We start from the raw sequence: 12,189 nt of genomic DNA on the forward strand, positions 1-12,189 counted from the left end.
AAGCGAAGTTCTGCAAGGAGTTCGACAAGACGTCGATACCTGATGGCGCGCTCGACACCGTCGCCGATCTGAGGAAGTGGCTCGACCAATACGGCCAGACCGGACTGAGCGCGAAGAACAAGGGCGATCTGATAAAGCTCGTTCAACAGGTCGATCCCAAGCAGCCGATCGTCGAGGTGATCAAGGCGAAGTGGGAGAAGGAGAACGAAGGCAAGATCGCGCTGAAGCCGAAGCGCTGGGCGCAGATCGACGTGGCGGCGCGCTGGGTCCAACGCGACCCGCTGCTCTCCGCGGTGATGACCGACGGCACGTTCAATTCCGGCGCACCCGAAGTCTCGATCTTCTACGAGGACCGCGGCGTCCGTCTCAAGGCGCGGTTCGACCGGCTGCTCCGGCACGCCATCGTCGACGTGAAGAGCTTCGCGCCGATGTTCCCCGGCCCGATCGAGACCACCGCGGTCAAGACGATCGACCGCATGCGCTACGATATCCAGGCCGCTGATTACTTCCGAGCGTGGGGGCACGCCAAGGAGTTGCATACAGCTGGCCTGGTGTTCGGCGAGGAGCCGCACCCGGGGTTCCTCGCCGAATGTTTTGACCGTCCGGAGCCGAAATGGATCTGGATCATGGTCAAGACGAAGGGCGCACCGCAGCCGCTCGTCATCGACTGGCAGGCGAAATTCGCCAAGGCGGCCGCGGCTGAACGCGTTGAGCGCGCGATCGACGAATACATCCGCCTCCGCGATGAGCACGGCGAGGAGAGCGAGTGGCCGCCGATGCGGCCGGCGCTCACCATCACCGACACCGAACTCCCCGCCTTTTTCGGCAAGAACTGAAGGAATAGCCCATGGCCAACTCTGTGGCGATCCACGACGCAGCAAAGCTGATGATTGACGGCATGGCGGAAGATCTCGCCGGTGCGATGCCGGCGACCATCACCTATGACCGGCTCAGGACGGTCTTCATTACTGCGGTGGCCAACAATCCCGAAATCCTGGAGTGCGACAAGTCGAGCATCAAGACCTCGCTGATGAAGTGCTGCAGCGACAATCTCCTGCCGGACAACCGCGAGGCCGCTCTCGTGCCGTTCAACACCAGGGTGAAGGATGGCGAGGGCAAGGACGTCTGGGTCAAGCTGATTCAGTATATGCCGATGGTTCAAGGCATCCGCAAAAGATCGCTGGAGCTCTGCGGTGTCCGCATCATCGCCGAGTGCGTTTTCGAAAACGACTTTTACGATGAAGAGCAAGGCGACAATCCGTTCATCAAGCACAAGCCGGCGCCTCTCGGCAAGCCGCGCGGCGAGCTGATCGGCGCCTACGCGATCTTCAAGACCGACGAGAAAACTATCGTTCATCGCGAACGCATGTCGCTCGAGGAGATCGAGGCGGCGCGCAACGTCTCGAAGGCGAAGAACGGTCCTGGCTGGACCAATTTCAAGCCGGAGATGTCGCGCAAGACAGTGCTTCGCCGTGGCTCGAAGTCCGTGCCGTCGCTGCCCGACAATCTGCGCACGATCATCGAGCGCGACGACGACTACGTCTCGTTCGAGCCGGACGCGCGGTCGCGATCGATCGACCACAATCCACTTGTGGAAGAACGACGCGCGCTGAGCAGCTCGTCAGTGGCACCGATCGATACCGGCAACAAAGGCGAGCCTGAAAAGCAACTCGCCGGCGAGCAGCAGACCGAACAGAAATCCAAATCGTCGGACGACCTCCAATCCCAAGCCCCCCGCACCGGGACGTCCGATGAGAAGGCCGGCAGCCAGAGCTCTCCCTCTCGGCTGCCGGCCGAACTCTTCCGCAAATATGCCAGCGCACTCGGCCGCATGGCGACGGTGAACAACGTCAAGAAGGCACATGAGAGCTTCTGGTCTGACTACGGCAAGCCGGCGGAAGGCACCGCTGACCACCAGCTCGCCGGAGAAATCCTGAAGCTTCACAACCTTCGCGTAGAAGGCAAAAGCGATGGCAATATCGCTGACGAGATCGACCGGCTCATCGCCGAAAGCTTCGGAGATCATCTTTGATGCCCAGAATTCGCGTCATCGATCTTGAGACCGACGACGATGCCATCGTCGAGATTGGCTACACCGACCTGGTTGCGACTGGGACCGATCTGCTCGGCGACCCCACACTCTGGGACGTCGAAGAAGGATTGAGCTTCTTGGTGAACCCGGGGCGGCCGATTTCGCCGGACAGCTCTGGCATCCACAACATCGTCGATGAGGATGTCGCCGGCGCCGGTTCCTGGGCCGAGGCCGCCGAGCTCGTGTTCCGCGACAATCTTGCGTCGGACATCGTCGCCTTCGCCGCCCACTCCGTCGAGCATGAGCAGAAGATGATCGAGCCGGTCTGGACAGAAGGGAAACCGTGGGTCTGCACGTACAAAGGGGCTGTCAGGCTTTGGCCGGAGGCGCCATCGCACAGCAATAACGCGCTGCGTTACTTCCGGCGGCCGGCCGGCCTGGATCGCCGGCTCGCACAGCCCATCCATCGCGCCAAGCCGGATTCCTATATCACCGCGTTCACCCTGCGCGATCTCCTGAACGAGGCACCACTCACCGACCTGGCGAAGTGGACCGGCGAGCCGGCGCTACTACCGCGCTGCAAGATCGGCGACTTTCGCAACGGCGGCAAGGGCACACCCTGGTCGGAAGTCGACGACAGCATGCTCTATTGGATCATCCGCAAGATGTCGGACGATCCAACGCGCGAAAACGAGGTCCATACCGCGCGCCACCTCCTCGAGCAGCGCGAGATCGATCAGCGGCTCGAATATGAGCGCGCCGATTTCGACCGGCAACTAAGCGCGAACGGCATGGCGGAAAGCCAGCCGACGGCCAGCAATCCCCTTGTCGACCAGCCAAACCAGGAGCCGCTTCCTCTATGAAATTCACCGTCGAAGCTTCTGCGATGTCCGCCGCGCTGGCCGTCGCCAGCAAGATCACTGAGCGTCGTAATACGATTCCGATTCTCTCCAACGCGTATTTCGACGCCACCGGCGACCGCGTGCTGATCAAATGCACCGATCTCGATCTCGAGATTTCGCTCACGGTGTCGGCGAAGGTCGCCACAGCCGGAAAGACCACGGTGCCGGCGCACCTCCTCGCCGACATGATGCGAAAGGTTCCCGCCGGCTCCGAGGCCGCTTTCGACATCGACCAGCAGATGGCGGTGAAGGCGGGGCGATCCAGCTTCAAGATGCACGTGCTGCCCGCGGAAGATTTCCCGGTCATGGGCGGGGCCGACTACGGCCACACGATTGAGATGACCGGCGAAGCGCTGCATCGGCTGTTCGCCAGCGTGCAATTCGCGATCTCGACGGAGGAGACGCGCTACTACCTCAACGGAATCTTTTTCCATGCCAAGGCCGGCGACAAGCCGACGCTTCGCGCCGTCGCCACGGACGGCCATCGCCTAGCCAAGATGGAAATCCCCCTGCCCGCGGGCGCCGACGGCATGCCCGGCGTCATCATTCCGCGGAAGACCGTCGCCGAAATCGTCCGGCTCAGCCAGGGCGTTTCGGACAACGTGACGCTGGAGGTCTCGGACACCAAGATCCGATTCACTGCTGGGAAGACCGTCATCGTCTCGAAGTTGATCGACGGCACCTTCCCAGATTACGAACGGGTGATCCCAGCGCTCAGCAATTCCATCGCGAAGGTCGATGCCAAGACGCTTGCCATTTCAGCCGATCGCGTCGCCACGATCTCGACGGAGCGCGGCCGTGCCGTGAAGTTCGATGTCAGGCCTGGCACACTGACGCTCTCCGTCGTCAATCCGGATGCCGGTGATGCGATGGACGCCATCGACCTCGACTACGACGCCGAACCGATCCAGATCGGCTTCAACTCGAAATACCTGATCGACGCGCTCGGCGCTCTTCCCGACAGGACAGCGCGCATATCGTTGATCGATGCCGGCAGTCCGACCCGCTTCACCGCCGAATCCGACACCGAGGAGAGCTTCCTCGTCGTCCTGATGCCGATGAGGATCTGATGGCGGCCGAGCCGATGCCAGAAGCGGTCAAGGACTGGCTGCGCGCCAACGCCACCGTGTCGCCAGGCATGCTCGGCGCGGGTTGGCGGCAGCTGAAGCGCGACCATCTTCCGCGGCTTGGCGCCGGGCCAGGGCTGATCGAGGCGTTTGGCGCCATGATCGAGACCATGATCAAGGAGCGGTCAGATGGATGATGCCCGCGCCAAGCTGAAGGATCTTGGTGACCGCATCGAGGCCGCCATGGATCGGCACGGCATTACCTTGGCTGAAATCTGCATCCGCCGATTCCGTTGGCGTCTGGAAGAGCGTCACGCCGAGGGCGCCCATCTGCTCAAGGCAGAGATCGACAAGGCCTGCTTCTCGGCGCGGGAGATGTCCGAAGGGCTTTTGCCCGTGCAGCGAGGGTTGGCCCGTGGTTGATCTCGTCGTCACCTGTCCCAAGTCATTCTGGCACGAGTGGATCGCCGAGGGCGATCCCGCCGGATCGAAATGGTCTGGCCAGGAATGGGGCTGGTACATCCGATCGCGAACGCGGCCGCCAATCGAGATCGGCGATCGCCTCTATGTTGTCGCGCACAACCGGCTGCGCGGCTACGCGCCGGTGACCGCGCTGCGCGGTCTCAGCTTCGACCCGAAGCACGGCGCAAAGGACAGCGCTGGCGTCTACACCGATGTCGCCGAGCTCGAAGCATCCCCACCACGCGACCCGATCCAAGACTGGTGCATCTGCCGGTGCGGCGATGCGACGGCGGTGACGATCCCTGAGGCTCTCAAAGGCTTTCAGGGCTGGCGTTATCCCGTCTGGCAGCGCGCCGCCGAAATCCCGTTTCCGAATTGGAGGGTGCCATGAGGCTACCGTTACGCGCCTCGGCAACTGAGGTCGGCAGCATCGTCGACGCAGATGACGTCGAAGTCTGCGTCGTCGACGCCCACCGCGACAGACCAGATGACGAGGTCAGCGCCATCGTCGATCTGATCGTCAATGCCGTGAACGCCAAACAGGAGCAGCCGCGATGACGAGCCCGTTCGGCCGATTCACATCAGCAGAAGTCAAGGAGATGCTCCGCGGCGCCGGCCTCCCCGAGGTCTTGGACGATGAGAACGTCAGGGGCATCGGTTTAGTCCGCATCCAGACGCAGCGGGAGAAGGTGCTCGCCGCTTACAAGATCGATCCGAGCGTCGACGCGATCTTCGCCAGGCTGCGCGGCGAGGTGCCGAAGTCCAGCATCCGCGCGTACCTATGTCGCGCGTTCCCGAATGGTGAGTGGCGGGTGCGCAGCCGTCGCGGAAGTGGACGCGCCGCATGACGGACCGGCCTATCCTCTTTTCCGGTCCGATGGTGCGTGCGCTGCTCGCCGGCACGAAGACGCAAACCAGACGCGTACTGATGAGAACTCGCAACGGAACGCCCGTCGAGATGCATCCCGACGGGCGCTGCGTGCCATTCAACGATCCGAAGCAATGGGGCTTTCCCTACTACGATCGCAGCTCGGACAGCACTGACGTCATGTTCCTGCCGGAATATGTGAAAAGGCTTTTTGAGATCGGCGACCGACTCTATGTGCGAGAGGCTTTCGAGTTCTGGTCAGACGGCCACGACTGCGAGCTTAAACTAGCCGCTGACAACCGATTGCGTCAGACCGGGCCGAACACTGGCGAAATCCCGGATGCGGCGCTGGCTTCCTATTTTCGGATGGTGGACCGTTCAAGCGCCGTCCGTGGATATATCAACTGTCCTGGCATGCATATGCCTCGCTGGGCGTCACGCCTCACGCTGACGGTCACCGAAGTTCGCGTCCAGCGGCTGCAGGAGATCAGTTCCGACGATGCTCTCGCCGAAGGTGTTGATGCACTAGACTGGCAGCTATCCGCCTATCGAAGCGAGCACCGCGACGGTGTGACGGTTTCCAGCACAGAGTTGCGGAACTACGTCCCGGCGTATCGCCGCCTATGGGACAGCCTCAACTCCGATCGCGCCGACGGCGCCTACGCTTGGGCGGCGAACCCATGGGTTGTTGCGGTCACCTTCACCGTCATCCGCCAAAACGTCGACCAGATCACGGAGGAGCGCTCGTGACTGACGGAACGGACATGCTGCGCATCGGCGCGGCGCCGCCTGGTTCGACACCGTTCTACAAGGCCGCCGATGGCTTGCACTTCAACGGCCAGAACGGGCGCATGATCGATTTCGGTCATACCTTTGATCGCGAGCGCGGCTATCGAGTCTTCTTCAAATTCCAAGATAGCCCGGCCAGCAACACCTGGGGACCGGACAGCCTCCTGAAATGGTGCGACGAGCTCACGCCGACAGATGATGCTCAGGCGCAGCTGAAGGCGACCGCTGGCCGGCTCGCCCGCCAATGCGTCAAGCTCAATCGCGAATGGGAACGTCTCGGCAAACCGGCCAGCGGCGTTCCGACTGATCCAGCGGGGAGCGCCTGATGGCCGACCGCACCCCATGCATTAATCCGATCTGCCGTCGCACGTTCAAGCGACAGCATGACAACGAAGAGATCGTCTGCGGTAAGTGCTTCCGCACGCTGCCTGAGGCTACGCGCAAGGAGCATCGCCGATGCTGGCGCGAATACCGGAAGTGGGACCGGCGCATCAAGCGCACCGTCGACGTGCTGAAAGCGCAACGGATGCACGAAATTCGCGATCGCTGGGGCGCGATGATCTCTGGGCACTGGGACGGGCAGATTAAGCCTTTCTTTCTGGCACCGGAGAAGCCGGTCGGCCTCGACAGCTTTCTGGAGGAGATGCGGCTTTGAGCGAGCTTCCGGAATGGGTCAAGCCAGGCGCGGCGTTCGTGTACGTCTTTACGCCAGACAACGTTCACCATGGTCGCAAATTCCACATCCGCGGGATCGTCGACGGGATGGTCGTAATGAGGGAATGGTGGCGGCGCAAGCGACGGTGGAACTATACCGTCGAAGACCCTCTCTATTTCAAATACAACGGGCATCACCTCAAGGTGGTGCGCCGATGAGAAATCTCACCGCACCCACGGTATTGTTTTTGGACATCGAAACGAGCGGTCTCTACCGCAAGGATCTTTCGATTGATGATCCCGCCCAGCCTTGGGCCCAGGAGATCGCGGCGGCGCTCTGCAACGACGCTGGCATGATGATCCAATTCTTTCGCTTCATCATCAAAGCTGACGGGCGGACTGCCAAAGAAGGCGCGGTGAAGGTTCACGGTATCACCGCCCTCGCATCATCGCAGATCGGCATCCCCGAACCCAGAGTGTTGGGCTGTCTTACCGACATGCTGAAAACGGCGCCGCTCGACGTCGCGCTGCGTGTCGTCACCTTCGGCGACTTCGATCCCAAGGTGCTTTCAAGTCTCTTCGCGCGGTTCGCCATCAGTCAGAACAAGCCGTCGAGCGCCTTCGACCGGTTGTTCCTGCGGCGGCCCTACGTCGAGTTCGTCAACCTTCAGCACCCGTTCTGCCAGCAGGCATGCAAGCTGCCTAGCGAGCTCCAGGATGGAGGGGATTATAAATGGCCGTCTCTCGAGGAGGCGTGCGAGATCATGCTCGGCATGCCGCCGCGCGAGGGACATCACGATGCATGGGAAGACGTTCTGCGGCTGAAGGGCCTCTACTTCGAGTGCGCACGCCGGGGCTATTTTCTGGACGGGGCTGCACGATGATGCGCGGCTATGCGGCGATCGGCTTGGTGCGCCCGAAATCTCCAGGCAATGTCGGCGGCGCCATGCGGGCGGCGCACTGCTACGGCGCTTCTATGGTTGCCATTGAATCGGACAGGACATCCGGCAAATACTTTATGGGAAGCCCGCTCGATACGCCCAACGCCTGGAAGCATATCCCGACGCTTCACACCCACAATCTCCGCGAACTGGTCCCGCACGGCTGCGTCCCGGTGGCGGTCGATTTGGTGGAGGGAGCGGTGGCCCTGCCCTCATTCCAACATCCTGCAAGGGCGTTCTACGTGTTTGGCCCCGAAGACGGAACGCTCGGCCGCCGCCATCTCGACTGGTGCGCCCATAAAGTCATGATCCCGATGCGCGGCTGCTCAAATCTTGCCGCCACTGTGAACGTGATCCTCTACGATCGCTTGGCCAAGGCCGAGCGATATAGCCGTGGTATCCGCAATTCTGATCTTGTGGAGACGGCGGCCTGAAATCTGAAAGCCTCGGGCGCTGATCGTGAGCAGCGACCGAGCAAGCCATGGGTTGAGCGCGGGCTCCCAAGGGCGCTCCCCGTGGCCCCGTTTGCAGCGCCGATATTCGGCAAGGAGAAAGGAGACTGAAATGGAACGCGACTCGATAAATGCGGAAACCAAGCTATCGATCCTGGAGGAAACTGCCAGGATCGTAAGTACGGCGATCAGCTCGAATGCGATCTCTGCCGACAAAGTTCCGGAGTTCATCAAGACGGTGTCGGCCGCACTGTCTGAAACGGTTTTCACCGACACCAAAGCAACATCGGTCGTCGAGAAGAAAACGCCGGCCGTTCCTGTTGGGAGGTCTGTCTTTCCGGACTATATCGTCTGCTTGGAGGACGGGAAGAAGTTCAAGTCACTGAAGCGCCATCTCAGCACCGTGTTCGGTCTCACTCCCGACGAATACCGCGCGAAGTGGAAGCTTGCTGCCAACTATCCGATGGTGGCGCCTAACTATGCGGCGACACGGTCGCGGCTTGCCAAGGCATCCGGGCTCGGCACAAAGCGCGCCGCCTAGAAACTGAAACTGCAACGCCCGGCGCAACTGGCGCCGGGCTGCTACTCGAACTGGAAGGAGGCGACATGGCCGAACTGATCCCAAGCAGCGCGTTGGAAAGCCATGTCGGCATCCTGGGCAAGACCGGTTCTGGCAAGTCGAACGCGGCAAAAACGCTTGCGGAGCGGTTGATGTCCGCTGGCGCCAGGGTCTGCATGATCGATCCGACCGGCACATGGTGGGGAATCCGCCTGAGCGCCGACGGCAGGCGCAAGTCGGGCTTCGAGCCCGTCATCTTCGGCGGCGAGCGCGCCGACGTCCAGATCATGCCGGAACATGGCGTCGTCGACTATCCGCAGCGCGGCCAGGTCGCGCTGCAGCCGTGGGTCCACCAGATTTTGTGAGGAGCAACATGAGACTGAACTCAGTCTGGAAATTCCCGCTGTCCACCGACGGCGTGCAAACGATCATGGTGCCGAGCCAGCACAGCTTTCTCACCGTCGGGCTGGACGGCGATGGCGTGCGATGCATCTGGATGATGGTGGACGCAGCCGACCCAAAACGGTTGCCGCTGGAGATTGTCAAGGTGGCGACGGGCAATGGCACGGTGCCTCACGTCGGCGATTATCTCGGGACCATCAATCAGGACGGCTACATCTGGCATTACTTCACCGGTCCAGGCCACTCAGCCAGCGCCAAGGGCAGTTTCCATTATTTGACGAAGGAGGACTGACATGGGCGTCGAGACCGGCATCAAATGGACCGACTCCACCTATAATTCCTGGTGGGGATGTACAAAGGTCGAAGGCGCGATCGCGTGCGCGGATTGCTACGCCGAGGGCGTCGACAAGCGCACCGGCGAAAACCACTGGGGGCACGGCGTGCCGCGGCGGAGGCTTTCCGACCATGCCCGCAACGAGCCACTTCGCTGGCAGCGCAATGCCGACAAGTTCTTCGAAGCCAATGGTCGCCGGCAGCGTGTCTTCACGCTGTCGATGGGCGATCTCTTCGACAAGGAAGTTTCCGATGCCTGGCGGTTCGACCACCTCGAGGTGATGGAGCGCTGCGATAAGCTGGAATGGCAGATTTGCACGAAGCGTCTGCCGCAGGTTCGCAAGATGATCCCGGCGCATTGGGATCCGAAGTACGGCGGCAAGTGGCCGGCGCATGTCGGTGTCATCATCACCGTCGTCACTCAGGCTGAAGCCGATCGCGACTGCGCCCGGTTGCTCGATATCAAGGAAGACCTCGGCATCCCGTGGGTCGGCATCAGCTATGAGCCGGCGGCCGAGTTCATCAACTGGATTGAGTGGGTCGACGGCTCGCTGCGGAACGGAATCGCGCTGGATTGGATCATTTTCGGCGGCAAGAGCGGGCCGAAATGGAATAGCCAGCCGTTCTCGCTGGAATGGGCGCGCTCCACCCGCGACCAGTGCGCTTGGGCAGGTTGCGCCTTCTTCATGAAGCAGGCGGCTGCGTTCCGGCCGACCGATGCCATGATTCCAAACGATCTCATGATCCGCCAGTGGCCGGAGGGGCACTGATGACGATCACCAACCAACAGCGGCGTATCCTCAAGCAGATGCTCGAGAAAGAGCGCGAGGGCATCGAGCGCGGCTATCGCCAAGGTGACGCCGAGATTCCGGAAAGCGTGATCAAGGCGATCGTCGCGCAGAATTTCGTGCGCAACTCGCTCGAGGTTTCGGTCGAGGAGCTGCTGCCTTTCGAAATGCGGTTCATCGCAGAGCTCGCGATCCGCGTTGCCTCGCTGGTGATCAGCGCAGCGCCGATCGAAAAGCAGGACGAGCTGATCGCCCTCTTGCTCCACAACCTTCGCCAGGTGCACCACCAACGCGTCGCCGCCGGCGAGGTCATCAAGCTCCGTTGGGAGGTCGACGGCCACATGCAGCCGAACGTTGCCACTGGCAACGAGGTGAACTGATGGCGTCTCGCGTCGCACCATCAAAGACCGCCTTCAGGACATCGGCGCGCGCCCGCGACGTCGAGCCTGTGAAGAACCCGCGCCATCTCGCCTGGATCCGAACGCTGCCGTCTGCAGTGTCTGGACAGGAAGGCTGTGTCGCTGCGCACATCAACTTCGCCGATCATCGCTATGGGAAGCCGGAGCGTGCCAAGTCGAAGCGCGCCGATGATCGTTGGTGCCTTCCGCTCACAGCGTGGGAGCACACAGACGGGCCGGACGCTCAACATCGGACAGGAAAAGAAAAATCGTGGTGGGACGCCCGCGGCATCGACGCCACCACGTTAGCCAACGACCTGTGGCGCGTCAGCGGCGACACCGAGGCCGCGCTAGTCATCCTCCAGGAGGCATGGCGCGGCCGCGCGAAACATCAGCGAGCAACAAGGAGTCCATCGTGACGATCGAATGCCATGGCCTCGATACGCCGGAGCGTGTCTGCTTCTACGAACAGGATTTCTACGTCCTTTCGAATTTCTCGTCGTTCAATCTCCGTTGGAAAGGGAAAATATTTCCTACGTCCGAGCATGCCTATCATTCGGAGAAATTTGAGAACGGCGACCTATCAGAAGCCATTAGAACGGCTCCGTCTGCCCATGAAGCCTTCAAGTTCGCCGAACGGGCGAAATGGCTGAGGCGTGACGACTGGGACGACGTCAAGGTCGATATCATGCGGGAAATCCTCCGCGCCAAGGTCGAGCAGCACGAATATGTGCGGCGCAAGCTCTTGGCGACCGGCGATCGCGAACTCGTCGAAAACAGCTGGCGTGACGATTTCTGGGGATGGGGGCCGAACCGCGACGGCCAAAATATGCTCGGCAAGCTCTGGATGGAAATCCGCGCATGGCTGCGTTCTGAAGGAGCTGTCGCTTGAGCAGCTCCGAGCGCACCCCTGGCCGGCTGATCGGCGAGGCCATCGACACCGCCGAGCGCGTCTTCCCGGGCGCGGACTGGCTGTTCGGCAAGGGCAAGGTGAACCCCGACGAGCCGCTTTACGGCTTTCGCGTCTTCGCGCCTGGCACAGAAGACGTCATCGCCGAGGGTGAGCATGACGATCCTGTCGAGTGCGTGATGCAGGCGCTGGACCCCGATCGCCGGGGAAAGGCGCTGTCATGAAGCATTCGAAACTGGGGAGCCCGCCATGAGCACCCACGAGGCGAAACACCCCCTGTTCACAACCACTGTGGATATCGGGTATGAGTAAACCGGCAATTATACCGGCCGGCTCTTGGCCAGCCAGAATGCCGCCTGAGCTCGCGGCCGGATATGTCGGCGAGCGGTCCGTGGAGGCATTCTTGCGCCTCGTCGGCACGGAGTATCCAGAGCCCGTCGTTGATACGGGCTCCGGCAAGGGGCGTCGTCGTCTATGGCTGAAAAGGGATCTGGACAAGGTGCTGGGGCTCGCCGAGGGCGAACCCAGCGTCACGCCAGAAGCCGAGTTTTGATCGAGATCATCCTGCCGCGCTATACGTCGTCGAAGCCTCTCAAGAGCGGCAAGACCGGCTTCTATTGGACGTGCCCATC

The 12,189-nt window shown here is 61.7% G+C and carries 24 protein-coding genes; all 24 read left to right on the forward strand.

What is annotated here, in order from left to right; translation table 11 throughout:
- On the forward strand, nucleotides 1-836 hold an 836-nt coding region (locus AU465_RS20410; RefSeq protein ID WP_192252000.1), incomplete at its 5' end, for a PD-(D/E)XK nuclease-like domain-containing protein.
- 11 nt (nucleotides 837-847) lie between these two features.
- A complete protein-coding gene (locus AU465_RS20415; RefSeq protein ID WP_192252003.1) occupies nucleotides 848-2,032 on the forward strand; it encodes a recombinase RecT in 1,185 nt (394 codons plus the stop codon).
- A complete protein-coding gene (locus tag AU465_RS20420) occupies nucleotides 2,032-2,895 on the forward strand; it encodes a hypothetical protein (protein ID WP_192252006.1) in 864 nt (287 codons plus the stop codon). Before AU465_RS20415 ends, AU465_RS20420 begins: the two co-directional genes overlap by 1 nt.
- Nucleotides 2,892-4,004: a DNA polymerase III subunit beta gene (dnaN, locus tag AU465_RS20425; RefSeq protein ID WP_192252009.1), complete on the forward strand. Its 1,113-nt coding sequence runs from the start codon at nucleotides 2,892-2,894 to the stop codon at nucleotides 4,002-4,004. Before AU465_RS20420 ends, dnaN begins: the two co-directional genes overlap by 4 nt.
- Nucleotides 4,004-4,198: a hypothetical protein gene (locus AU465_RS20430; RefSeq protein ID WP_192252012.1), complete on the forward strand. Its 195-nt coding sequence runs from the start codon at nucleotides 4,004-4,006 to the stop codon at nucleotides 4,196-4,198. Before dnaN ends, AU465_RS20430 begins: the two co-directional genes overlap by 1 nt.
- On the forward strand, nucleotides 4,191-4,424 hold the full coding sequence (locus AU465_RS20435; protein WP_192252015.1) for a hypothetical protein: 234 nt from the start codon (nucleotides 4,191-4,193) through the stop codon (nucleotides 4,422-4,424). The genes AU465_RS20430 and AU465_RS20435 overlap by 8 nt, the downstream gene beginning before the upstream one ends.
- The gene (locus tag AU465_RS20440) at nucleotides 4,417-4,854 is read left to right on the forward strand and encodes a hypothetical protein (protein WP_192252018.1); all 438 of its coding nucleotides are present in this window, start codon (nucleotides 4,417-4,419) and stop codon (nucleotides 4,852-4,854) included. The genes AU465_RS20435 and AU465_RS20440 overlap by 8 nt, the downstream gene beginning before the upstream one ends.
- Nucleotides 4,851-5,021 carry a hypothetical protein gene (locus tag AU465_RS20445; RefSeq protein ID WP_192252021.1) on the forward strand — a complete coding sequence of 57 codons (171 nt, stop codon included), beginning with the start codon at nucleotides 4,851-4,853 and terminating at the stop codon, nucleotides 5,019-5,021. The genes AU465_RS20440 and AU465_RS20445 overlap by 4 nt, the downstream gene beginning before the upstream one ends.
- Nucleotides 5,018-5,311 (forward strand): hypothetical protein, encoded by a 294-nt coding sequence (locus AU465_RS20450; protein ID WP_192252023.1) that lies wholly within the window; start codon nucleotides 5,018-5,020, stop codon nucleotides 5,309-5,311. The genes AU465_RS20445 and AU465_RS20450 overlap by 4 nt, the downstream gene beginning before the upstream one ends.
- Entirely contained in the window at nucleotides 5,308-6,081 is a 774-nt protein-coding gene (locus AU465_RS20455; RefSeq protein WP_192252025.1) for a hypothetical protein, read from the forward strand. Before AU465_RS20450 ends, AU465_RS20455 begins: the two co-directional genes overlap by 4 nt.
- A gap of 14 nt (nucleotides 6,082-6,095) precedes the next feature.
- On the forward strand, nucleotides 6,096-6,446 hold the full coding sequence (locus AU465_RS20460) for a hypothetical protein (RefSeq protein ID WP_192252027.1): 351 nt from the start codon (nucleotides 6,096-6,098) through the stop codon (nucleotides 6,444-6,446).
- The gene (locus AU465_RS20465) at nucleotides 6,446-6,775 is read left to right on the forward strand and encodes a hypothetical protein (protein WP_192252029.1); all 330 of its coding nucleotides are present in this window, start codon (nucleotides 6,446-6,448) and stop codon (nucleotides 6,773-6,775) included. The genes AU465_RS20460 and AU465_RS20465 overlap by 1 nt, the downstream gene beginning before the upstream one ends.
- A complete protein-coding gene (locus AU465_RS20470; RefSeq protein ID WP_192252031.1) occupies nucleotides 6,772-6,993 on the forward strand; it encodes a hypothetical protein in 222 nt (73 codons plus the stop codon). The genes AU465_RS20465 and AU465_RS20470 overlap by 4 nt, the downstream gene beginning before the upstream one ends.
- Nucleotides 6,990-7,658, forward strand: a complete 669-nt coding sequence (locus tag AU465_RS20475) for a 3'-5' exonuclease family protein (protein WP_192252033.1) — start codon at nucleotides 6,990-6,992, stop codon at nucleotides 7,656-7,658. Before AU465_RS20470 ends, AU465_RS20475 begins: the two co-directional genes overlap by 4 nt.
- On the forward strand, nucleotides 7,655-8,149 hold the full coding sequence (locus tag AU465_RS20480) for an RNA methyltransferase (protein ID WP_192252034.1): 495 nt from the start codon (nucleotides 7,655-7,657) through the stop codon (nucleotides 8,147-8,149). Before AU465_RS20475 ends, AU465_RS20480 begins: the two co-directional genes overlap by 4 nt.
- Before the next feature lie 130 nt (nucleotides 8,150-8,279).
- Nucleotides 8,280-8,708, forward strand: coding sequence for a Ros/MucR family transcriptional regulator (locus AU465_RS20485; protein WP_192252037.1), 429 nt, complete (start codon nucleotides 8,280-8,282; stop codon nucleotides 8,706-8,708).
- Between the two features lie 65 nt (nucleotides 8,709-8,773).
- Nucleotides 8,774-9,091 carry a helicase HerA domain-containing protein gene (locus tag AU465_RS20490; protein WP_192252054.1) on the forward strand — a complete coding sequence of 106 codons (318 nt, stop codon included), beginning with the start codon at nucleotides 8,774-8,776 and terminating at the stop codon, nucleotides 9,089-9,091.
- Between the two features lie 8 nt (nucleotides 9,092-9,099).
- Nucleotides 9,100-9,420 (forward strand): DUF7352 domain-containing protein, encoded by a 321-nt coding sequence (locus AU465_RS20495; protein ID WP_192252057.1) that lies wholly within the window; start codon nucleotides 9,100-9,102, stop codon nucleotides 9,418-9,420.
- A 1-nt stretch (nucleotide 9,421) separates the two neighbouring features.
- The gene (locus AU465_RS20500; protein WP_192252060.1) at nucleotides 9,422-10,231 is read left to right on the forward strand and encodes a DUF5131 family protein; all 810 of its coding nucleotides are present in this window, start codon (nucleotides 9,422-9,424) and stop codon (nucleotides 10,229-10,231) included.
- Nucleotides 10,231-10,629, forward strand: a complete 399-nt coding sequence (locus AU465_RS20505) for a hypothetical protein (RefSeq protein ID WP_192252063.1) — start codon at nucleotides 10,231-10,233, stop codon at nucleotides 10,627-10,629. The genes AU465_RS20500 and AU465_RS20505 overlap by 1 nt, the downstream gene beginning before the upstream one ends.
- Nucleotides 10,629-11,066: a hypothetical protein gene (locus AU465_RS20510; RefSeq protein WP_192252066.1), complete on the forward strand. Its 438-nt coding sequence runs from the start codon at nucleotides 10,629-10,631 to the stop codon at nucleotides 11,064-11,066. The genes AU465_RS20505 and AU465_RS20510 overlap by 1 nt, the downstream gene beginning before the upstream one ends.
- A complete protein-coding gene (gene ybiA / locus AU465_RS20515; protein ID WP_192252069.1) occupies nucleotides 11,018-11,539 on the forward strand; it encodes a riboflavin biosynthesis intermediates N-glycosidase in 522 nt (173 codons plus the stop codon). Before AU465_RS20510 ends, ybiA begins: the two co-directional genes overlap by 49 nt.
- A complete protein-coding gene (locus AU465_RS20520; protein ID WP_192252071.1) occupies nucleotides 11,536-11,781 on the forward strand; it encodes a hypothetical protein in 246 nt (81 codons plus the stop codon). The genes ybiA and AU465_RS20520 overlap by 4 nt, the downstream gene beginning before the upstream one ends.
- A gap of 179 nt (nucleotides 11,782-11,960) precedes the next feature.
- The gene (locus tag AU465_RS20525) at nucleotides 11,961-12,110 is read left to right on the forward strand and encodes a hypothetical protein (RefSeq protein WP_192252073.1); all 150 of its coding nucleotides are present in this window, start codon (nucleotides 11,961-11,963) and stop codon (nucleotides 12,108-12,110) included.
- The last annotated feature ends 79 nt before the right edge of the window (nucleotides 12,111-12,189 follow it).

The organism is Mesorhizobium silamurunense (assembly GCF_014843905.1).
Classification (GTDB): domain Bacteria; phylum Pseudomonadota; class Alphaproteobacteria; order Rhizobiales; family Rhizobiaceae; genus Mesorhizobium; species Mesorhizobium silamurunense.

Bases quoted from the DNA above. Each gene is read 5' to 3' on its own strand.
- AU465_RS20415 (WP_192252003.1), top strand. From the start codon at position 848: ATGGCCAACTCTGTGGCGATCCACGACGCAGCAAAGCTGATGATTGAC.
- AU465_RS20420 (WP_192252006.1), top strand. From the start codon at position 2,032: ATGCCCAGAATTCGCGTCATCGATCTTGAGACCGACGACGATGCCATC.
- dnaN (WP_192252009.1), top strand. From the start codon at position 2,892: ATGAAATTCACCGTCGAAGCTTCTGCGATGTCCGCCGCGCTGGCCGTC.
- AU465_RS20430 (WP_192252012.1), top strand. From the start codon at position 4,004: ATGGCGGCCGAGCCGATGCCAGAAGCGGTCAAGGACTGGCTGCGCGCC.
- AU465_RS20435 (WP_192252015.1), top strand. From the start codon at position 4,191: ATGGATGATGCCCGCGCCAAGCTGAAGGATCTTGGTGACCGCATCGAG.
- AU465_RS20445 (WP_192252021.1), top strand. From the start codon at position 4,851: ATGAGGCTACCGTTACGCGCCTCGGCAACTGAGGTCGGCAGCATCGTC.
- AU465_RS20450 (WP_192252023.1), top strand. From the start codon at position 5,018: ATGACGAGCCCGTTCGGCCGATTCACATCAGCAGAAGTCAAGGAGATG.
- AU465_RS20455 (WP_192252025.1), top strand. From the start codon at position 5,308: ATGACGGACCGGCCTATCCTCTTTTCCGGTCCGATGGTGCGTGCGCTG.
- AU465_RS20460 (WP_192252027.1), top strand. From the start codon at position 6,096: ATGCTGCGCATCGGCGCGGCGCCGCCTGGTTCGACACCGTTCTACAAG.
- AU465_RS20465 (WP_192252029.1), top strand. From the start codon at position 6,446: ATGGCCGACCGCACCCCATGCATTAATCCGATCTGCCGTCGCACGTTC.
- AU465_RS20475 (WP_192252033.1), top strand. From the start codon at position 6,990: ATGAGAAATCTCACCGCACCCACGGTATTGTTTTTGGACATCGAAACG.
- AU465_RS20480 (WP_192252034.1), top strand. From the start codon at position 7,655: ATGATGCGCGGCTATGCGGCGATCGGCTTGGTGCGCCCGAAATCTCCA.
- AU465_RS20485 (WP_192252037.1), top strand. From the start codon at position 8,280: ATGGAACGCGACTCGATAAATGCGGAAACCAAGCTATCGATCCTGGAG.
- AU465_RS20490 (WP_192252054.1), top strand. From the start codon at position 8,774: ATGGCCGAACTGATCCCAAGCAGCGCGTTGGAAAGCCATGTCGGCATC.
- AU465_RS20495 (WP_192252057.1), top strand. From the start codon at position 9,100: ATGAGACTGAACTCAGTCTGGAAATTCCCGCTGTCCACCGACGGCGTG.
- AU465_RS20500 (WP_192252060.1), top strand. From the start codon at position 9,422: ATGGGCGTCGAGACCGGCATCAAATGGACCGACTCCACCTATAATTCC.
- AU465_RS20505 (WP_192252063.1), top strand. From the start codon at position 10,231: ATGACGATCACCAACCAACAGCGGCGTATCCTCAAGCAGATGCTCGAG.
- AU465_RS20510 (WP_192252066.1), top strand. From the start codon at position 10,629: ATGGCGTCTCGCGTCGCACCATCAAAGACCGCCTTCAGGACATCGGCG.
- ybiA (WP_192252069.1), top strand. From the start codon at position 11,018: ATGGCGCGGCCGCGCGAAACATCAGCGAGCAACAAGGAGTCCATCGTG.